This window comes from Acinetobacter bouvetii (assembly GCF_902753875.1).
In the GTDB taxonomy this organism is placed as follows: Bacteria; Pseudomonadota; Gammaproteobacteria; order Pseudomonadales; family Moraxellaceae; genus Acinetobacter; species Acinetobacter bouvetii_A.
The window spans coordinates 85,362-105,943 of record NZ_CADDTS010000006.1 but is presented as its reverse complement, the minus strand read 5'-3'; the positions used below and the strand labels follow the sequence as shown (position 1 = coordinate 105,943).

General features: G+C 41.3%; 20 protein-coding genes. 9 read left to right on the top strand and 11 right to left on the bottom strand.

Annotation, left to right across the window (positions count from 1 at the left end; genetic code table 11):
- Positions 1-14: 14 nt before the first annotated feature.
- Positions 15-374: a DNA transfer protein p32 gene (locus tag FB6_RS01760; RefSeq protein ID WP_174558355.1), complete on the top strand. Its 360-nt coding sequence runs from the start codon at positions 15-17 to the stop codon at positions 372-374.
- 46 nt (positions 375-420) lie between these two features.
- Here the strand turns inward: FB6_RS01760 and FB6_RS01755 are convergent, their stop codons facing one another.
- The gene (locus FB6_RS01755) at positions 421-912 is read right to left on the bottom strand and encodes a DUF4442 domain-containing protein (RefSeq protein WP_174558354.1); all 492 of its coding nucleotides are present in this window, start codon (positions 910-912) and stop codon (positions 421-423) included.
- A 119-nt stretch (positions 913-1,031) separates the two neighbouring features.
- On the opposite strand from FB6_RS01755, the gene FB6_RS01750 reads away from it, so the two are divergent.
- The 5 genes from FB6_RS01750 to htpG all read left to right on the top strand — a co-directional run bounded on the left by FB6_RS01750 (position 1,032) and on the right by htpG (position 6,926).
- Complete coding sequence (locus FB6_RS01750) at positions 1,032-1,901, top strand: alpha/beta fold hydrolase (RefSeq protein WP_174558353.1); 870 nt, start codon at positions 1,032-1,034, stop codon at positions 1,899-1,901.
- Between the two features lie 130 nt (positions 1,902-2,031).
- Entirely contained in the window at positions 2,032-3,444 is a 1,413-nt protein-coding gene (locus FB6_RS01745; protein ID WP_174558352.1) for a Na+/H+ antiporter family protein, read from the top strand.
- A gap of 304 nt (positions 3,445-3,748) precedes the next feature.
- On the top strand, positions 3,749-4,408 hold the full coding sequence (locus FB6_RS01740; RefSeq protein WP_174558351.1) for an OmpW/AlkL family protein: 660 nt from the start codon (positions 3,749-3,751) through the stop codon (positions 4,406-4,408).
- Between the two features lie 160 nt (positions 4,409-4,568).
- A complete protein-coding gene (locus FB6_RS01735; protein ID WP_174558350.1) occupies positions 4,569-4,913 on the top strand; it encodes a lysozyme inhibitor LprI family protein in 345 nt (114 codons plus the stop codon).
- A 93-nt stretch (positions 4,914-5,006) separates the two neighbouring features.
- Positions 5,007-6,926 (top strand): molecular chaperone HtpG, encoded by a 1,920-nt coding sequence (gene htpG, locus FB6_RS01730; RefSeq protein ID WP_174558349.1) that lies wholly within the window; start codon positions 5,007-5,009, stop codon positions 6,924-6,926.
- An 81-nt stretch (positions 6,927-7,007) separates the two neighbouring features.
- On the opposite strand, the gene FB6_RS01725 is transcribed toward htpG, so the two are convergent.
- From FB6_RS01725 to FB6_RS01705, 5 genes are all read right to left on the bottom strand, one after another.
- Positions 7,008-8,081: a hypothetical protein gene (locus FB6_RS01725; RefSeq protein WP_254592179.1), complete on the bottom strand. Its 1,074-nt coding sequence runs from the start codon at positions 8,079-8,081 to the stop codon at positions 7,008-7,010.
- Between the two features lie 142 nt (positions 8,082-8,223).
- A complete protein-coding gene (locus FB6_RS01720; RefSeq protein ID WP_174558347.1) occupies positions 8,224-9,702 on the bottom strand; it encodes a hypothetical protein in 1,479 nt (492 codons plus the stop codon).
- Positions 9,703-9,712: 10 nt separating this feature from the next.
- Positions 9,713-9,892, bottom strand: coding sequence for a hypothetical protein (locus FB6_RS01715; protein ID WP_174558346.1), 180 nt, complete (start codon positions 9,890-9,892; stop codon positions 9,713-9,715).
- A gap of 358 nt (positions 9,893-10,250) precedes the next feature.
- The gene (locus FB6_RS01710; protein WP_174558345.1) at positions 10,251-10,439 is read right to left on the bottom strand and encodes a hypothetical protein; all 189 of its coding nucleotides are present in this window, start codon (positions 10,437-10,439) and stop codon (positions 10,251-10,253) included.
- Positions 10,440-10,675: 236 nt separating this feature from the next.
- A complete protein-coding gene (locus tag FB6_RS01705) occupies positions 10,676-10,921 on the bottom strand; it encodes a hypothetical protein (protein WP_174558344.1) in 246 nt (81 codons plus the stop codon).
- A 241-nt stretch (positions 10,922-11,162) separates the two neighbouring features.
- Between FB6_RS01705 and FB6_RS01700 the strand changes: the two genes are divergently transcribed.
- Positions 11,163-11,363, top strand: a complete 201-nt coding sequence (locus FB6_RS01700) for a dodecin family protein (RefSeq protein WP_174558343.1) — start codon at positions 11,163-11,165, stop codon at positions 11,361-11,363.
- A gap of 83 nt (positions 11,364-11,446) precedes the next feature.
- Here FB6_RS01700 and FB6_RS01695 read toward each other — a convergent pair whose 3' ends face one another.
- Positions 11,447-12,148, bottom strand: a complete 702-nt coding sequence (locus FB6_RS01695; protein ID WP_174558342.1) for a DsbA family oxidoreductase — start codon at positions 12,146-12,148, stop codon at positions 11,447-11,449.
- Between the two features lie 178 nt (positions 12,149-12,326).
- Here FB6_RS01695 and FB6_RS01690 point away from each other — a divergent pair, with 178 nt between their 5' ends.
- The gene (locus FB6_RS01690; RefSeq protein WP_174558341.1) at positions 12,327-13,076 is read left to right on the top strand and encodes a hypothetical protein; all 750 of its coding nucleotides are present in this window, start codon (positions 12,327-12,329) and stop codon (positions 13,074-13,076) included.
- A gap of 135 nt (positions 13,077-13,211) precedes the next feature.
- On the opposite strand, the gene FB6_RS01685 is transcribed toward FB6_RS01690, so the two are convergent.
- The 3 genes from FB6_RS01685 to ompR all read right to left on the bottom strand — a co-directional run bounded on the left by FB6_RS01685 (position 13,212) and on the right by ompR (position 17,435).
- Complete coding sequence (locus FB6_RS01685; RefSeq protein ID WP_174558340.1) at positions 13,212-14,729, bottom strand: acetyl-CoA hydrolase/transferase family protein; 1,518 nt, start codon at positions 14,727-14,729, stop codon at positions 13,212-13,214.
- 205 nt (positions 14,730-14,934) lie between these two features.
- Complete coding sequence (locus tag FB6_RS01680) at positions 14,935-16,395, bottom strand: ATP-binding protein (protein ID WP_174558339.1); 1,461 nt, start codon at positions 16,393-16,395, stop codon at positions 14,935-14,937.
- Between the two features lie 275 nt (positions 16,396-16,670).
- Positions 16,671-17,435, bottom strand: coding sequence for an osmolarity response regulator transcription factor OmpR (gene ompR / locus FB6_RS01675; RefSeq protein WP_086174583.1), 765 nt, complete (start codon positions 17,433-17,435; stop codon positions 16,671-16,673).
- A gap of 335 nt (positions 17,436-17,770) precedes the next feature.
- Between ompR and FB6_RS01670 the strand changes: the two genes are divergently transcribed.
- Positions 17,771-20,134: a Tex family protein gene (locus FB6_RS01670; RefSeq protein WP_174558338.1), complete on the top strand. Its 2,364-nt coding sequence runs from the start codon at positions 17,771-17,773 to the stop codon at positions 20,132-20,134.
- Positions 20,135-20,187: 53 nt separating this feature from the next.
- Here the strand turns inward: FB6_RS01670 and FB6_RS01665 are convergent, their stop codons facing one another.
- A complete protein-coding gene (locus tag FB6_RS01665) occupies positions 20,188-20,505 on the bottom strand; it encodes a hypothetical protein (RefSeq protein WP_174558337.1) in 318 nt (105 codons plus the stop codon).
- Positions 20,506-20,582: the final 77 nt, after the last annotated feature.

The following is a 20,582-nucleotide window of genomic DNA, read 5'->3' as shown; positions in this document are numbered from 1 at the left end:
AAAGGACAGATCTCATGAAAAAGCTAATGGGCTTAATGGCGGTAGCAACCTTGTCCACTTTCATGTTGGCTGGTTGTGACAGTATGTCTCCGAGAGAACAGCGTATTGGTGCAGCAGCACTGGGTGGTGCTGTTGGTGGCGGTGTAGGGAGTAAAGTTGGTGGAGGTGTAGGTGCCGCAGTAGGTGGTGGTGCAGGCGCTGCAATTGGTAGTAAAACCCAAGGTGGCTCTAACCGTAATGCGACCTATAGTGGTGTTGGTGGTGCGATTGGTTCTGCCGTTGGTAAAAGCGTCTTTGGTGGAAATGCCGGCGCTGCGATTGGTGGTGCGATTGGTGGTGGTGCAGGTGCCGCCATTGAGCAGAAAAAACGTTAATTTAGCCTGAATAGGAAAATAAAGCGCTTGTCGATCAGGCGCTTTTTTATGTGCTGGAAATCGCCGCTTTGGGCTTTTTACGACGAACGTATACCGTCTTTTGGACTTCAGCAATCCGGATGCCAGATTCATCAAAAATATTCACACTATAGTTTCGGTAAACCGGAGCATGATTTTCTGCAAGCTGTTTAATCTGATGGATTTCTGCTACATCCAGCCGGATATCGGCATAGACTGTACCGCGACCGGGCGATAAAAACTGGATGGAAGCTGCTCTATCCCAGACAATATATTTTGACCCTAAATGATGGATCAATATCAACATATAAAAAGGATCCACCATCGAATATAGACTGCCGCCAAAATGTACCCCAACGGCATTTTGATTTTTATGGGTCAGGGGCATTTTGACCCGAATGTGATAATTGGCCAGATCTATTTTTTCAATCTCAATACCCGCACCTTTATAGGGTGCATAACGGTTGAGTAAAAATTTGGAAATGGCAGGAATTGTCTGTAGTTTTTTTAAAAGGCTCATTTTGGTCAATTGTTTTTTTATGGCTTCAGAACATACTAAAACAGAATGAAAAAGGTCGCATTGATCAGATTGCCCGGACTCTGCAATAAATAGCCAATAAAAATAGAGGATAAAACAAGATGCAAGCGCAAACGCTATGGGTCACGACCCAAGATCAGCAACGTCTCTATGTCAAAACATGGGGAAGCGAAGAAAAACCGGCCTTGGTTTTAGTACATGGTTATCCCGATAATCAGGAAGTGTGGGAACCTGTAATTCAGCAACTGATTCAGGATTTTTATATTATCACTTATGATGTGCGTGGAGCCGGGAAATCATCTGTTCCAAAACGTATTCGTGACTATCGCTTGGCACAGTTGTCTCAGGATCTGGAAAGTGTGGTGAATGCGGTACTGGAAAATCGCCCTTTTCATTTGGCCGCCCATGACTGGGGTTCGATTCAGTCTTGGGAATCGGTGACTGAAGCTAAATTTAGGCAGCGGATTTTATCTTACAGTACCATTTCAGGCCCGTGTTTAGATCATGCCGCCTTTTGGATGCGTCATCAATTTAAGCAAAACAAGTTTAATTTTTTCAAGCAGTTAACCAAGTCTTGGTATATCGCTGCGTTCCAGTTGCCTTTGCTGGCACCTACGGTCTGGACTTTGTTTAGCCCTGAAAAATGGGACAAGGTATTGCAGAAGTTAGAACATCGCAAAGATTTACCTTTAAATAAGCATATTATATCAGATGGTCAACATGGGATTGGACTGTATCGTGCAAATTTTCTACCGCGACTTACCCAACCACGGCAACGTTTTGCCGTGTGTCCGGTACAGGCGATTGTGTTGAAACGAGATAATTTTGTCAGTCCCGAACTGATTGATGAAGTGCCGCAATGGGCGGAAAATTTTCAGCGTGTTGAAATTGATGCCAATCACTGGGCAATATTAAGCCAGCCAGAATTGGTTGCAAAATATATCAAAGCATTTGCTCTGGAAAATGCTTGAATTTGATTAATTTATTTAAAATTCAAATTAAATCAATATATTGAATTAATTTTCAGTAGCCGATTTATTTACAGTTTCAAAAGGTTGAATCTGATAAAATATCGGCTTTTTCATCTTCCTCAAAATTTTCATGAATGCAGTAGTAATTGCGATTGCCGTGATGTTTATACTTTCACTGGCACGAGTTTCTGTTGTTTTGACTTTGGTCATTTCAGCGATTATTGGTGGCTTGGTTGCAGGACTAAGTCTGTCAGATACCGTAACCGCATTTAATGCCGGTCTGGGCGATGGGGCAGAAGTTGCTCTGGCGTATGCGGTATTGGGTGCATTTGCACTTGCTTTGTCAAAATCAGGTTTACCAGATTTGTTAGCGCATAAACTGATTGGTTTATTGGGTGAGGAAGCGACTCATCAAAAAACCAAAAAAGTAAAATATTTGCTTCTTGGCATTTTACTGATTGCGGCTATTTTTTCTCAAAACTTGATTCCTGTGCATATTGCCTTTATTCCGGTCTTGGTTCCTCCGTTATTAAAAGTGATGAATCACATGAATCTAGACCGTCGTGCTGCTGCTTGCGTGCTGACGATGGGCTTAGTCGGAACCTATATTTTCCTTCCTGTCGGCTTTGGTTCCATTTTCCTTGAACAAATTTTGATGGGCAACATCAATAAAATTGGTGCAGCTTACAATTTGCATGTCGAGCGTTGGATGATGCCAATGGGTATGGCAATACCAGTTCTGGGCATGTTGATAGGTACCTTAATCGCCGTATTCGTCAGTTATCGTAAACCGCGTCATTATATCGATCGTGCTGTTGCTCGTGTGACCACCATTGACCTAGACAAACCTATTCGCGCTGGTGAAGTGAATTTGGATGTCGATGCAGAAGAACTCAAGCAAGAAGCTGAACAAGCGCCAGTCATTGCGAAAAAAACCATTTTAATGGCACTGCTTGCGATTGCTTTGACTTTGGCTGCCCAGTTGTATTCAGGTTCTATGATTCTGGGCGGGTTGGTCGGTTTTGCGGTGTTGTCTGGTGCTGGGATTTTCAAATGGCAAGATGCCGATGATGTCTTTGTTCAGGGGATGCGCATGATGGCGCTGGTAGGTTTCATCATGATTTCTGCAGCAGGTTTCGCCTCAGTTATGACTCATACCGGTGATATCAATCATTTGGTGAATGGCGTGGTACATCTGATTGGTGATAACAAAGCCTTGGCTGCCTTCCTGATGCTGTTTATTGGTCTGTTTGTGACTATCGGAATTGGTTCATCATTCTCTAGTGTTCCGGTTTTAGCTGTCATTTACGTGCCGCTGTGCGTGCAGTTTGGCTTCTCTCCATTGGCGACTGTCGCATTGATTGGTACTGCTGCAGCCTTGGGTGATGCCGGTTCTCCAGCCTCAGATTCCACTTTAGGTCCAACGGCCGGTTTGGGTGTGGATGGTCAGCATGATCATATTTGGGATACGGTTGTTCCGACCTTTATCCATTTCAATATTCCGTTATTGGTCTTTGGCTGGATTGCGGCGATGGTACTTTAATTGAATTTTTAATTCAGTTTTATTGCCTATTTTAATAGATGTATTTAAAATAAATATTATAAATAATTTAATATAATAAAACCAAGCAATATACTTGGAATATAATAATTAATCTGATTAACTTGGTTGGTATTTAAAACCAACCAAGTTGGTCAGTTTAAAATAAATATTCAATATTTTCATATATTTAAAAATAAATAAAATTATAAATAATTAATAGCTATTGCATATTAATAATACTCATGTTTAATATTAATTAATCCTTAAAAATTTATTGTTATAATTCTTCCAGAGGTTGTTTAAAATGTTAAAACAAGTTGCTCTTATTACATTATTGGGGATGTCTGCTTCTGCGATGGCAGGTGACTGGCAAGTGAAATTAGGTGCATCTGCTTTGGCACCACAAAATGATGACAACGGTACATTAAATGTTCCTGTTGGTGGTGCGGTAACACCATTAAAAGCAGAAGTGAGCAATGAAGTTAATTTCACACCATCAGTAGAATATTTTTTCGCTAATTCTCCAATTTCAGTAGAGTTATTGCTTGCACTACCTTTTCAACATGATGTGAATATCGGTCCAATCGAAAATGCAGCATCTTTCAAGCATTTACCACCGACCATTACTGCAAAATATAACTTTAAAAACTCAACTCGCTTTACACCTTATATTGGTGTTGGTGCAACTGTTGTCGTGCCTTGGGATGAAGAATTATCTTCAACCACTAAAGCGGTGACGGGTGCTGAAAGTCTGGATGCAGAGGTTGCATACGGTGTTGCCGGTCAGATCGGTTTTAACTTCCAACCTGCAGATGCAAAAAATTGGGGTGTTTTTGTAGATGCACGTTATGCCGATGTAAAAACTGAATTAACAGCGAAAACTGCAAATGGTACACCAGTCAAATTAGGTGATTTGGAAGTGAATCCTTGGGTGTATACCATCGGTTATAGCTACAAATTCTAATCATAAAAATCAGCGCCTAAATCCCCATCTTTGATGGGGATTTTTGCTTCTGTATATCGTCACAATAAAACACATAGAATGAGCAATTTGATACTGTTTAAACAACAAATTTTTGTTTAAGTTGAGTATAGAAAATAAACTAAAAGAGAAAGAATAATTCATGAAAATATTCACGATATATAGTGCAGTTTTTTTTAGTCTTTTCGCTGGTTCTACTTATGCAGCCAGTTTTAATTGTGACAAAGCCAAAACGCAAACGGAACATGCTATTTGCGAGTATCGTGCGGTCAATGATGCCGATGTAAAAATGGCCACTACCTACAATATTATTAAACGTTTGGTGCCGATGGGCACGCGTGGCGTGATTCAGGATGAACAAGTTAAATGGTTACAGCTGCGTGATCAGTGTGGCAACTCCAGCCGTTGTTTAATTGAAGTCTATAAAATGCGCCAACAAAAACTGGATTTGTATATGGATCGAGTGTATCAACAAGGTCCTTTTTAAGAAAAATATAGGCCTCACTATTGAAAATTTCTGAAGTCACTCCATTCATTAAGCATTCAATAAAAACTGTGTGATGAATTTAAGGAGTGACTGATGAGCGAACAAAGCGCCAAAAAACATAGTTTCCAGGCTGAGGTAGCGCAGCTCTTACATTTAGTGACGCATTCTCTCTATTCAAACCCTGAAATTTTCCTGCGCGAGCTGATTTCGAACGCGTCAGATGCTTGCGATAAATTGCGCTTTGAAGGGATTAATCATCCTGAATATTATGAAAATGATCCTGACTTGCATGTACGTGTAAGCCTAAATAAAGACAATAACACCATCACGATTTCTGACAACGGTATTGGTCTCACCCAACAGGAAGCGATTGATAATCTGGGGACGATTGCCAAGTCTGGAACCAAGGACTTTATGTCGAAATTGTCTGGCGATCAGAAAGCAGATGCACAACTGATTGGCCAGTTTGGGGTGGGTTTCTACTCCGGTTTTATTGTGGCTGAAAAGATTACCGTGGAGTCGCGTCATGCCGCTGCAGATGCAGAAGATGCGGTACGCTGGATCAGCACGGGAACAGGTGATTTTGAAGTTGAACAGATCAATAAGGCTTCACGTGGAACCGATATCATTCTGCATTTACGTGACAATGCACTTGAGTATTTAGAGTCGTATAAAGTTAAGCAGATTATCAATAAATACTCTGATCACATCAGCTTGCCCATTGAAATGCAAAAAGAAGTTTGGCAACAACCTGAGGTTGTTGAAGGGGAAGAGCCTCAGCCGGGTCACATGGTAAAAACAGATGAATGGGAAGCCATTAACTCTGCCAGTGCACTGTGGACCCGCAATAAGAATGAAATCAGCGAAGAGCAATATACCGAGTTCTATAAAAACCTCAGCCATGACTTTGAGGCACCCTTAGCCTGGACGCATAACCGTGTCGAAGGCAGTACCGAATATACTCAGTTGTTGTATGTTCCAAGCAAGGCGGCCAGCAACATCTTTACCCGCGAAGCCAAAGCTGGCATCAAACTGTATGTAAAGCGCGTGTTTATTATGGATGAGGCAGATAACCTGATTCCAAACTATTTACGTTTTGTGCAAGGGGTGGTGGATAGTGCCGATCTTCCATTAAACGTGAGCCGTGAATTACTGCAAGAAAGCCGAGATGTGAAAACCATTCGCGAGGGTAATACTCGCCGTGTGCTGACCATGCTGGATGGCTTGGCAAAATCTGAAGATGAAAAAGACCAAGACAAATTCAAGCAGTTCTATGCTGAATTTGGTTCCGTGATTAAGGAAGGTCTGGGCGAAGACATGGGCAATCGTGAGCGTATTTTAAAATTATTACGCTTCTCGACTTCGACCAATGATGAAGTTACGACTTCTTTAAGCGACTATAAAGCGCGGATGAAAGAAGGCCAGAAGGCAATTTATTACGTGACTGCAGATAGTCTGTCGGCTGCAAAAAATTCACCGCAACTGGAACTGTTCAAGAAAAAAGGCATTGAAGTGCTGTTAATGGCAGACCGTGTGGATGAATGGGCCATGGAATTCGTGAACGAGTTCGATGGCACTGCAATGCAGAATGTGTCTAAGGGCGCTGTAGACTTGGGCGATTTGCAGGATGCGGATGAGAAAAAAGCTTTGGAAGCTGCGGCCGAACAGTTTAAACCGGTTGTGGAAAAATTGTCAGACTCTCTCAAAGCCAAAACCAAAGAAGTCCGTGTTACCACCCGTCTGGTCGATTCACCGGCATGTCTAGTGACAGGTGAAGGTGAGCTTTCGCCACAATTGATTCGTATGCTCAAACAGGCGGGTCAGGCTGTGCCAGAAAGTAAACCGATTCTGGAAATTAACCCGGAACATCCATTGGTGAAAAAACTGGAAGGCTCGAATCAGTTTGATGACTTGGCCAATGTGATCTTTGATCAGGCTGTGATTGCAGAAGGTGGATTGCCGGATGATCCTGCTGAATATGTAAAGCGCATCAATAACTTGTTGTTGAAATAAGCCAAGCTTCGAGGATATAAAAAAACCTCCTTCGGGAGGTTTTTTTATGGCGGAATTTACATCTGGGAGAACTATAGCCGCTTAAAATAGGGCTTCCAGACGTACCAATGCACCAATGAAATGACTCCGGTCTTCACGATGGTCATTGAGATAATTTAAATCACCCTGTACAAAAAACCACTCTCGCCATACCGGCTGCCGCCATGAAATATAGGGTCCCCAACTGTTAAGGCGCAGATCTTGATTATTATAAAAACCGCCAGTGTATAAGCCGTAGGTAAAACGGTTGTTATGGAAAAACTGGTGTTGCCTGAACAGGTAATTGTCCCATTTCAAATCATCCTCTTGTTCATCTGCATAGGTCAGGCTGAACTGGTTGGATAACAAGGCCTGATTAGGTCGAGCATGGGTCAGTTCGGTATTGGTTCTAAGGTAATTTTTACTATCTACACCATAACGATAAATTTGTTCAGCATGAAAACTAAAATCATTTTCCAGTTTCCAGTCTTTAGATACTTTCAGACGTAGATAAATATCATCTCCTGAACGTAAACCTAAATCCAGATCGGTATCAAAAGGAATATATTTGGAAAAATCGGACCAGCGAAATGCAAAAGAACTGTTATTCTCGCGTGTACGCTCGCGGTCTAAAGTTTTATTGGTGGTGCTGTCTGGATTTTCATCGGTAATGGCCACCTTGTTATTGAGTTCGTTATCCAGCGTATCATCACCAAATACAACACTGACTTTGCGTTCTAATGTCGGGAGCTTAATTTTACCTCTTACACGAGGCTTAATGTTATAACCGTCATGTTTATTCCAGTTGTTATCTACAATCAGGCGCAATGTCGCTGAAGCCGGATCGGCCGGATCGGTTTCCCCAAACCAGTTGTCAATTTTATGTGAGGTATGATCTGCCCAGTTGCGAATCTCTTGTTGTCGCCGGTCAAGCCAGGTTTGATTTTCAGTCGCCAGCATTGGAGGAACAATGGGTTCATCTGACTGTTTGGGTAAAAAAGTAGGAAGTGCATCTATCCAGCTTGGAATTTGATACAGCAGATTAAAATCGTCACCCGTCTGGGCCGGAGATAGCGGTGCCGCAGATTGATCTTGACTGGTTTCATTCGTTTCCGTCCAGCCTGAAGTTGACACCATCCCCAGTAAGCACATACATAAGATTGGTTTCAACAATTTTATATTTTTTTTAAGCATATCCTTGCTCTTATGTGTCTGATCATTCTCTAGTCTTGTAAAAAATGAAGCGAAAAAGCAAGCGTTGACTACAAAAAATAAAAACTTAATCTGAAATATGTTTTTGAATCTCTTTATATAATTTTTGACAATCTATAGGTGGATTGAGTCGGGAAACAATGCGTTGAATCATTTGCCAAGTAATGCCGTGATGACGTTCTAACATTAAATAAGGGTATGCGGCTTCCGCTGGCAATAAACTCAGGCGTTTTTGTCCATGAATGATGCGGATTTTTTGCCGCTCTTTGAGTAACAGTAGCGGTGTTCGACAGTCTGCGGCACTTTCTTCAAATTGAATAAATTTTTGGTTTTGAATCAACTGGGTAGGGATAAAAGGCATATAGTCTTCACTTTGCCAGACTGAGTTCGCCTTTTGATTATACAGCTGAAAAATGTCTTCAATGCGGGAAAAACCATCACTTAGATCATTCCATGAGATGTCTTTTATCGCAGCCAAATGATGGTGATCATCTAATTCACGCAGGCAATCTATGGCCTGTATTGGATTGTCAGCACCCAACAAGGCTAAATATTTAATAAAACGACCGTATTGATCCATTTGTTCAGCCAGATAAACTGGCCGGTTTGCCCAGTCTTGCAGGTCTGAACCCTGCAAGAAAAAATCAATGTGCTGCAAGATTTCAGGCTGGCTAGCAATTTCCAGCTTGAATAACTGTTGGGCAGAAGCTTCTCTGTCCTGCAAGAGATGCAATTGTGCCGTATATGCGTTGAGCTGCAAGCGTTGTGGGGTGTGAGAAACGACATTGGAGTCAATGCCATGGCTTTCTTTTGTAGCAACAGAGCCAGCTATTGATTCAATAACAACCGGATTAACCATATCAGTTTGGTTTGCGGAAATTGTAGAGGATTGCTCTGATGGTTGAGAACTATCTATCTGAATTAAAGGTTCATCCAGCAATGCAATCTCAACAGGCTTAATGTTTAAATCTGATGCAGCATTGAATTGGTGATCTCGTTGTGTCTCTATTGATGAATTTATATGTGTTTCGATCTCGGTTAATACCGGTACGATTTGTCGCTCTATAAGGTTTTGGCTATTTTTTAATTCATAATCTGTTTTGAGGCAGGCATAAAGTTGCTGCTGTGCCATCATCCACTGATAAGCATCGTCAAGATCTCCCCATTCGCTGATCAAGGCAGTACGCTCTGGAGCAGGAATTAGCCAGATTTGCCAACCTTTCTTTGGATGATAAAGAGTTGCCCAACCTGAATTTTTATGTTGGTACAGAGCTTGTTCTAAGGCATTTTCCTGCTGAAAAAACCCACGAAATGAAAGTTTAAATAGGGTTTGATCTGCAAAATCCAGCGCAGCAATTTTAGGCTGGGTTTGTGATTTGAATTTTATAATCTGCTTTTTAAAGATTGGCTCGTCACATAGAGCAAAAATTTCTTTAATCCGTGTTTTCGATCGCGCAATTTCAAAAAAAGACAATGAACGCTGTTCTAAACCGTCAATTAAGAAATTGAGTTCTTTAATCAACATCACTTTTTCTAAAACATTCATGCACTGACCCCTAGAGATGCTTATGTGCTTTTTCTAGATAACTTGCCAAAACGATATTGGTCGCCAGTTCAAGTAATTTATATTCTGCAGATGTCGTTTGTGGGTAGCGTTCGGCAAGCGCGATTAAATGCTCGATCTTAACCGTTTGTGGGGGAATCTTACCTTGAATCAGCGCTTGAAGTTCTTGCATATGAACACTTTTTATTCAGGAAAATTATTCATTTAGTTCCTTTGATTATATGTATTTGTAAAGAAAAAGCATGCAAAAAAATGTCAGTTTTTGAGTATCTATAGACATAATTAGCAAAAAATGTAAATTTTAGATAAAAAATGAGCAATTATTTTTGGTTGCAAAGATCAGTTTGGGTTATGGGCATGGTTTTCATTTTATATCTGGGCTCAAAAAGTCAGGCTGAACTGAGGCTAAAAATGGGCGGGATCATGAATATGAGCCAAAAATACAGGGCTGGTTTTTGAGACGGACTATGCATAAAAAAACAGACTGAATAGCTTCAGTCTGTTTTTTTATTTGAATCTGAATAGGCTGGTTAAGCTTTTGCTTCAGATGCAGTTGTCTCTTGATTAGCAGGAGCAGAAGCCGGCGCTTTTTGCTCAGCATTATTTACCGTTTCAACTGCTTTTTTTACAGGAAAATCTGGAATATAAACAATTTGAGCAGATACATTTGCAGAGAAAGCCACAACCGCTACAGCCAAAAGAGATTTCATTGCGTTCATCATCATTTCCTTTAAGTGAAAGGATGCCCAAAACGAATTTGGACAATGGGGAGATATAAAAAATAAATTTCACATAAATAGTATCAAAAAATAATCAAACTCAGGAAGAGCAAATACGTTGAAAAAGATGAATGGTCAGTTTAAATTATTATATAAATCATATATTTAGAGTTTTTGCTCTAAGACAGATTGAGCGGCGCAATCTGTCTTAAGCTGCTTAAAAATATAAAAAAATATTAATTTTCATGGCATTTATTTTGACATTTTTTCTCATAAACTTTGCCAGCGACACCTCCAATAATCGCACCGCTAAAGGTACCAAAAACAGGTAATACGCTGCCTGCAACCGCTCCTATAAGCACTCCCTTTAGAGTGGGAGAAAAGCGAGATTTGGCACAGGCACTTTGTGTCGAACTGGAATCAACAGCAGAATTTTGTACAGGGGTAGAATCAACAGCAGGGTTTTGTGTTTCAGTGTTCATATTTACCTCTAAAAATTTCATGATCTGGAATTGAATTATCCCGCATATAAGCCTAGCGAATAGAAACTCATATTGTGTCCAAGCCTTGTATAGATAAGTTGAGTTTTGTAATAGGTTAACTCTTCTGAGCGGTATTGTGTTCTGTATGTAAGTTTTTGCGGTGTAATGTTAAAAGTGATTTTTTTGATTAAAAAATACCCTATTATCAAAGTTCAAAATAATAAAACCTGAGGTTAAAACGATGGCTATCGCAAAAGTAGTTGAAGTGAATTCAAGCAGCAATAAAAGTTTTGAAGATGCGATTCAATCCGGTATACATAAAGTGACGGAAACGGTAAAAAATGTACAGGGTGCATGGATTAATGAACAAAAAGTGGTCATCAAAGACAATAAAATTACTGAGTATCGTGTAAATTTAAAGATTAGTTTCTTGGTTGATTAAGTTGAATAAATCAAGCCGCCTTGAAATGAAAAAATCCCCAAGTTGGGGATTTTTATTAAGTGTAATTTATTGAACGATCACCCTTATTTTTCAGGCAGATCGCAGTTGTCATCCTTGCAAATTGCGTTATCATCCGCTTCAATTTCAGTTTGTTGCGGTGCTTCTAAAGCTTTTTCCATCACTTTTAAAAACACTTCGCGTGGCTGGGCACCGGCCAAGGCAATACGCTGATCAAATACAAAGAAAGGAACGCCAGTCACTTTTAATTGATCGCGTGCAATTTCTTCATCAAATTTGACAAAGTCTGCATATTCATCTGAATTGAGGACATCGTCCACTTCTACCGGATTCAATCCAATGCGTGCTGCGACATCTTCCAGTGTTTCACGTTCACCAATGGCCAAACCTTGGGTCATATAGCTATAGAAAAAGGCTTCTTTGGCTTCTGAACCCAGACCTTTACTTTGCGCTAAATGAATGATGCGGTGTGCATTAAAGGTATTGCCCGAGTTGGCATTTTCCCAGTTGAACTGAATGCCTTCTTCCGCAGCCATGGCTGCAATATTGCGCTGCATTTCTTCGACCTCTGCAACGCTACGTCCATATTTTTGCGCAAGACGTTCAGAGTTGGAGATTTCCTGACGGGGCGGTGCATCTGGATCAAGTTCATAACTGTGCCAATGAACTTCAAGTTCTACACCTGCCTGTTCAGCAGCAGCTTCCAGACGTTTTTTACCAATATAACAAAATGGGCAAACTACATCTGACCAAATATCTACGCGCATAAGGATTCTCTGTTCTTTTCTTGTCTATATTGATGGGGATTCGAAGCAAAATTTAAAGCGTCAATACGGCAGAAAGCCGCAAGAGGGTTACCAGCTTTATAAAGCTTTTGTTTGAAAAATAAACGATTTAAACCAAAACACGTTATGATGATGAAAACACCGTATTGCGGAGTCTGATATGCCCAGGATTTTTCTTATCTTAGGATTGGCGACATGTACTGTATTTGGCTGGATGTTTTATCAATATTCCGAACAACAACAAGAGCTCAGTCAGGTGCATCAATACCAAACGGTATTGTATGAAAAAGCTGAACTGATTTATCAGCAAGCTCAGGAATGGTCAAAGCCGATCAATATCAATGTATCGGATCATCGTTTGCAGGGTGATTATAAGGTGATGGCTGACTTTGTGCTGAGCGAAATGATTCAAAATGCAGAAGCACGAAATGCCTATTTGCGTGAGCTTAAGGCAATACACTGGGATCAGTTTTTAAATATCGACCGCTTAGACAAAGACCGCCAGCAGAAATATGTAGAAACGGAACAGATGCTGCGCCAAGCACATTTGCTTGCAGCCCAGTATCAAGAGCAAAGCGCGCAACGTGAAGAAAACACTTTGGCTCGGGCCAAACAGTTATCCATTAAATCGCATTTGAGACGTCAGTTAACCGATAGCTTGCGTGAAAGCCGGGATAGCGATCAGACCCACGCCTTATTTGCCTTGGAACTTCTGGTTTTAGATAAGGCCGATGCCTTATTCCAGATTCTTAAAAATAATAAATGGGAGAAAAAGAACCAGAGGTTTATGTTTTATCAGGACCAGCCGATCAAGCCGTTTAATGACCTATATAAGCAGGTCTTAGACTTAAATGCGCAAATGGAAAAAATTAAAAAGCAAAATCGTCAAGCGGTTGAACAACGTTTATAGGCGCTAAGGAAATGATGATTTTGAAATCACTTTTAGTGTTAGCTGAGCGTTGTTTTTTATCATGCAGGTAGCGTTGCTAAATTAAAAAAAGCGTACCGGAGTACGCTTTTTTAATACTATGCCACAGTCGGGCAATTAAGCACTTTTAGCTTCAGCCTGAACAGCAAGCATATGACCTTGCTCTTCAAAGTTAGAGTGCCAAGACAATGCTTCACGCAAGATGTGTGGAGTTTGACCGCCTTTTGCACATGCACGATCAAAGTAGTCATTCAAGGCATCACGGTACATTGGGTGCGCACAGTTGTCGATAATCGCACGAGCACGTTCACGCGGCGCTAAACCACGTAAGTCAGCAAGACCCTGTTCAGTTACAAGGATATCAACGTCGTGTTCTGCATGGTCAACGTGAGATGCAAATGGCACAACAGAAGAAATGTCGCCGCCTTTTGCGATTGATTTAGTCACGAAGATTGCCAAGTGAGCATTACGTGCGAAGTCACCTGAACCACCAATACCGTTCATCATTTTGGTACCGCAAACGTGAGTTGAGTTTACGTTACCGTAAATATCAAACTCTAATGCAGTGTTGATACCAATAATACCTAAACGACGCACCAATTCAGGGTGGTTCGAAATTTCTTGTGGACGAAGTACAAGTTTGTCTTTGTATTGTTCAAGGTTGTTAAATACTTTTTCGCCATATTTAGCAGAAAGGGTAATTGAAGAACCTGAAGCAAATTTCATTTTGCCGGCATCGATCAATTCGAACGTACAGTCTTGAAGTACTTCAGAGTACATCACTAGATCTTCGAAGTTTGATTCTTTCAGACCAGTCAATACGGCATTGGCAATTGAACCGATACCTGCCTGTAATGGTCCTAAATCTTTTGGTAAACGACCAGCAGCCACTTCTTGTTCAAAGAAAGCGATCAGGTGGTTGGCAATACCTTGAGTTTCATCATCTGGTTCAGTCACAGTTGATGGAGAGTCGTGATATTCATTGTTGAATACGATACCGACAATTTTAGCAGGATCGATATTGATTGCAGCAGTACCAATACGTTGATCTACATGCGTCAATGGAATTGCTTGACGTGTTGGACGATAGGTTGGGATATAGATATCGTGCAAGCCTTCAAATGCCGGGCTTAAATTGGTGTTGATTTCAACAATTACTTTTTCAGCAAAAATAGCAAAGCTTGCAGAGTTACCTACAGAAGTGGTCGGAATGATGCCGCCATCTTCAGTAATGGCAACAGCTTCAATTACTGCTACATCTGGCTTTTTCAATTGTTGGTTACGCATTTGTTCAACAGTTTCAGACAAATGCTGATCGATGAACATGACTTCGCCTTTGTTAATGGCTTTACGTAAAGTACTATCCACTTGGAACGGTAAACGACGAGCAAGTACACCAGCTTCAGTTAATTTTTTATCTAAGTCGTTACCCAGACTTGCGCCTGTGATTAAGGTAATTTTCAAAGGATTAGTTTGAGCTTGTTTTACAAGTGCTAGAGGAACAGCTTTTGCTTCACCTGCACGAGTAAATCCACTCATACCTACAGTCATACCATCTTGGATAAAAGTAGCAGCTTGTTCTGCGCTCATGACTTTGTCATGAAGTGACGCTAAACGAATACGATCTAAAGACATGGTTTACGCTCAATTCTTGTTCAAAACTAGACGGATTGTACCGTCCCATAAATAAATTGTGCATGCCTGTTAGGCTAAGGTCTAATTTTTTGAAAAAATGTGGGTATAAGTATTTTTTATGGATTTTAAATTGCTGATTTTAATCATCTAAAAATTAATAGATTAATCCTTAAACAAAACTGTTTGTTGCTTATTTGATCAATTGTTAAAAGTGTTCAGTCAAAGTTTGTTTGATTTTCCCTAAAGTGCTGTGCTGAATGTTCTCCTCCGTTTGATCATGAAAAATAGGTAAAGAAATAAGTGCTTCTAAGCCGCCTTGAGGGCGATTATGAATCGTGAGTTTGCCTTGGTGCATATCGACAATACGTTTCACAATGGCCAAACCTAAACCACTACCTTGAATAGTACGTGCTTCATTTCCGCGAACAAACGGCTGCATCAGGTCTTCAATCTGGTCTTCAGGAATGCCTTCGCCATTGTCAGCTACACTAATCAGAATATGTTCATTTTCAACTTTGGCTGACAGTTCAATTGGTTCGGCGCCATAACGTTTGGAATTGTTGATCAGATTGCCAATCAGACGTTTCAATGACTGGCTACGAGCCTGAATATTTGGAATTTCCTGTGCTTTAAAAAGAATCTTCAAGGGTTTGAACTGAATCACCAATTCTTGTAGCAGCATATTCAGATCAGTATCTTGCAGTTCCTCATCAGAACCATCACGCATATATGAGATGAACTGATTCAGAATAGCATCCATATCTTCCACATCATAAATCAGACCTTCTTTCAAAAAGTCTTCATCGGGCATCATTTCCGCGCTTAAACGAATGCGGGTAAGGGGCGTGCGCAAGTCGTGAGAAATGCCTGCCAACATAATCCGACGATCGCGTTCAGTCTGATCCAGGGTATAAATCATGTGATTAAATGCCTGGTTGACTTCACGAATTTCCTGTGGGCCATGATTGGTTTCCAAATAGGGCGCAGACCCTGTTTTACTGTAGCTGTTCGCTGCATTTTGCAAACGGCGTAGCGGGCGGTTTAACTGGCGAACCAGAGTTAAAATGATGGCAGCGGCAATGAGGGGGACACCCAATAACCAGCCAAATACCAGTTCTGGGCTATAGTTGGCATAGGTTTTTAACGGTTCACGTACCCAGTGGCCCTTCATTTCAGGAGTTTGAATCCAAATACGTGGGCTGGGTTTAAACTGGAAATATACGGTGACATTTTCAACTTTCAGTTCTTTGGCGAGTGCTTTTTCAATCTGATTGGTAAAAAACTCGGCAATGACCTTGTCACGTACACTTGGATATTCTTTAGGATCGGTAATGTATTCAATGCCGACTCGGTTTTTTAACCAGGTATCAACGTCCACTTCGGCATCGTTATGGAAAATCCGTAAATCGGGGTTGTTGATGATTTCCAGCTCAACACCTAGGTAGCGTGCGTGTTGCTGAATTTCCGGTAAGTAAAGCGTACGCCAGAAGAACCACAACGACATAAATAAACTGAAAAATACAATGAATAACACGAGCACTGTGGTACGCATTGCAGCTGAGCGTGGCTTAATTTTGTCGAGAAAACGATTCCAGCGAGTTCTCTTTTTTTCTGAGTAAGCGACGTAATCAGTAAATTTTTGTGGGTCGATAGGTTCGAGTTTCACGCATGATCCTAGAGCAAAATTTAAAGTATTAGAACAATAAACCATGTCCGATACGCGCTCAGGTCATCCGCAACTGTTTGAGGCAGGAGCTTTTTAATATATAAAGTTTCTGCGATGATTTCATTTACGTGCAGAAAATGGACGAGTTTTGCGGATGACAATGGTTTTGCTTACTTTTGCCGAAACAAAAGTAAGGCGAACCGCAGGTTATTGCATATCTATCAGGTTTAATGAAAAGACTCCGTCGTGTTAGTGACATTAATCTTTGCTTAAACTTATTCCGCGCCATCTGGAACAAACACATAACCCACGCCCCAAACAGTTTGGATATAACGTGCGCGGGCAGGGTTTTCTTCCACCAGACGACGTAAACGTGATACCTGAACATCGATAGAACGTTCCATAGCCCCCCATTCACGGCCACGTGCCAGATTCATCAGCTTGTCGCGAGTCAATGGTTCACGTGGATGTTGTACCAAGGCTTTCAGTACCGCGAATTCACCTGTAGTCAAAGTCACCACCTGACCTTCACGGGTGAGGGTACGGGTAGATAAATCTAGTGACCATGGGCCAAAACTCACGACTTCCATCTGCTGGCTTGGCGCACCCGGAACTTCACGTACCTGACGACGTAAAACCGCACGAATACGCGCCAGCAGCTCATTCGGATTAAACGGTTTAGGCAGGTAATCATCTGCACCTGCTTCTAGCCCGGCAATACGGTCTGAATCGCTGCCGCGTGCAGTGAGCATGATAATTGGGGTATCAATATTCGACTGGCGTAAACGACGGCAAATACTCAAGCCATCTTCTACTGGAAGCATGAAATCGAGCACGATCAGGGAGAAAAGTTCGCGCTGCAATAAACGATCCATTTGTGTCGCATCGTGTGCCGTTTTGACCACGAAGCCTTTATCTTCTAAAAAGCGCTGCAACAACGTACGTAATCGCACATCATCATCCACAACGAGTATGCGTTCGACGCGATCAGTTTCGGTTTGTACTGGATCTGTTTTTTCAGCAGGTACCACTAAACTCATGATGTGCTCCTTATTCTTTATTGTCATCGTAAACAAAAGTTCGGATGCTCTTGAGTATACGATTCATTGGTATCTGTTTGCTATGCTCTAAAGCAACAAATATTGCAGATAAAATCAAGACATAGATACCAAATGTATACATCTAAATTAGCGCTTATCATGCTGAATATCTAGGTTAAAAATCTACTTATCACCTAATTTTAGAGCAAATTATGAAAAAGAGCTGGATTGGCAATATTGACCACTTATAAATTTAATCAAAACAATTGTGGATTTTATGGGCTTGGTCTTTATAATCATGCAATTTAGTACTTATCCTTGTGGGATCAAACACGATGACTGACTTAGTTCAGCAGTTAGCAAAAGAAATTGCCGTACGTCCAAATCAAGTAGAAGCTGCCATCAAACTGATTGATGAAGGTGCCAGCGTTCCATTTATCGCACGTTACCGTAAAGAAGTAACGCAAGGCTTGGACGATACCCAGTTACGCCAACTCGACACCCGTTTATCGTATCTACGTGATTTATTTGAACGCCGTGAAAAAGTAATCGAATCGCTGAAAGAACAAAATAAATTGTCAGATGATTTGTTGGCACGTGTAAATGCTGCTGAAACCAAGAATGCTTTAGAAGAACTTTACGCACCGTACCGTCCTAAACGTACCAGCAAATCTTTTAAAGCCAAAGAAGCTGGCTTGGGGCCTGTCGCTGAAAAAATCTTTAATGAACAAGTTGACCCTGCTGAAGCGTTAGCGGGCTTTAGTCATGAAGATTATCCAGATGCGGAAAGCCAACTGGATGCGATCCAGCACATTCTGATTGATGACTGGGCACAAAATATTGCACTCACAACTGAGTTAAAAGCGACCTTTGCAAAAACTGCAACGCTTAAAAGCTTAGTTGCAAGTGAAGAGAAAAAAGAAGTTGGTAAAAAATTCCGTGATTACTTCGATTTCTCTGAAAACCTGAATAAAGTCCCTTCACATCGTTTGTTGGCGATGCTTCGCGGCCGTCAGGAAAATGTCTTGGGCTTAAAAGTCGATGGTGAAGATGAACTTCCATTGAACCGTATCGAAACTGAATACAGTCTGGAAACAGTTCAACCGCAAAGCCGTCAAGATTACTTGAAGCAAACTGCAAAACTGTTCTGGTTAGGTAAAGTTCGTCCACAAATCGAACATTCATTATTGACTGAAAAACGCTTGGCTGCTGAAGCAGAAGCGATGGACGTATTTGCAGAAAACCTGCGTCATTTATTGCTTTCTGCTCCTGCTGGTGCTCGTTGTACCTTAGGTGTAGACCCAGGTATCCGTACCGGGGTGAAACTGGCTGTAGTGAATGCTTCTGGCGATGTGCTTGCACATAGCACCATTTATCCGTTTGCACCAAAAGAAGATAAAGAGGGTTCGATTGCTGAACTTGCGCGTCTTTGCCGTGAATTCAATGTTGATTTGATCGCGATTGGTAACGGGACTGCAAGTCGTGAAACTGAAGCTGTGGTTGCTGAAATGATGGCGGCCAATAGCGACCTGAAATTGACTCGTGTTTCCGTATCTGAGGCCGGTGCATCAGTCTATTCGGCATCTGAATTGGCATCACAAGAGCTTCCTGAACTGGATGTTTCAATTCGTGGAGCCGTATCGATTGCACGTCGTTTACAAGATCCATTGGCGGAACTTGTAAAAATTGATCCAAAATCGATTGGTGTGGGTCAGTACCAACATGACGTGAACCAAACTGGTTTGGCGAAAACATTAGAAGCAGTAGTGGAAGACTGTGTGAACTCGGTCGGTGTAGATGTGAATACCGCATCTTCAGCAATTTTGGGTTATATCGCAGGTTTGAACAAATCGATTGCACAGCAAATTGTTGACTTCCGTAAGGAAAATGGCCGTTTTGACAGTCGTCAAGATTTGAAAAAAGTACCACGTTTAGGCGAGCGTACTTTTGAACAGGCAGCTGGTTTCTTGCGTATTCAAGACGGTTCTGAGCCATTAGATGCATCTGCAGTTCACCCAGAATCTTATGGCTTGGTAAACAAAATTGTCGAAGCCAAAGCAACGACCGTAAAAGATATTATTGGTAATTCTGAAATCATTCGCCAAGTGAATGCAGAAGAATTTGCTAATGACCAGTTTGGTTTGCCAACCATTCAAGATGTATTGTCTGAACTTGAAAAACCGGGTCGTGACCCGCGTCCGGAATTCCGTACTGCGAAGTTCCGTGAAGACATCACTGAAGTGTCGCAATTGACTGAAGGCATGCAGCTGGAAGGCGTAATCACCAATGTCACCAACTTCGGCGCATTTGTGGATGTAGGCGTACACCAAGACGGTTTAGTGCATATTTCTGAACTGGCAAACGAGTTTGTCTCTGATCCGCATAAAGTGGTGAAACCGGGTCAAATCGTTCAGGTGCGTGTATTAACTGTGGACGCTGAACGTAACCGTGTGAACCTGTCTATGCGTCCTGAAGGTTCAGAAGCACCTGCTAAAGCACCACGCCAGCCACGCCGTGACAATGCTCAGAATGAACAACGCGGTGAACGTAAGCCTCAAGGTAAACGTCCACAGCATGCACGTCCGCAAGGTGACCGCCCACAAGGTCATAAAAAACCTCAAGCGAATAAACCCCAAGAAAATAAAATTGGTGGTTTGGGTGCGTTATTACTTCAAGCCGGGATTAAAGGTTCTAAATAATCTTTAGTCGCTAAAAGAAAACCTCCCAATCGGGAGGTTTTTTTATTTGATCTTTATGAATTAATGATTGGCACAATCCAGCTACAGATAATCAGAATAATACCCAAATGACCCAACTTACGTGTTATGTTCTCGATAATTGAAACCTGAACAGCAGGCTGTTGAGACGCTACTTTCATCTTCAGTGCTGTTAAAGATTTATTGAAATACAGGAACATGCCTAAATCGATACAAATTAGAATCGTACCGATATCACTGACGATATCCATCAATTTATAATCTTGCAGGTATATAGCAGTACCGACTTGATAGCAAAGAAAAAGAGCAAAGGCAAAACAGCTATATTGGAAAATGAGAGCAGCAATCCGCATAAAAATCTAAAAGCAAAAAAAAGTTAAGGATGTTTATAGCATAAAAAAACCAGTCTATTGACTGGCTTTCGTATTGC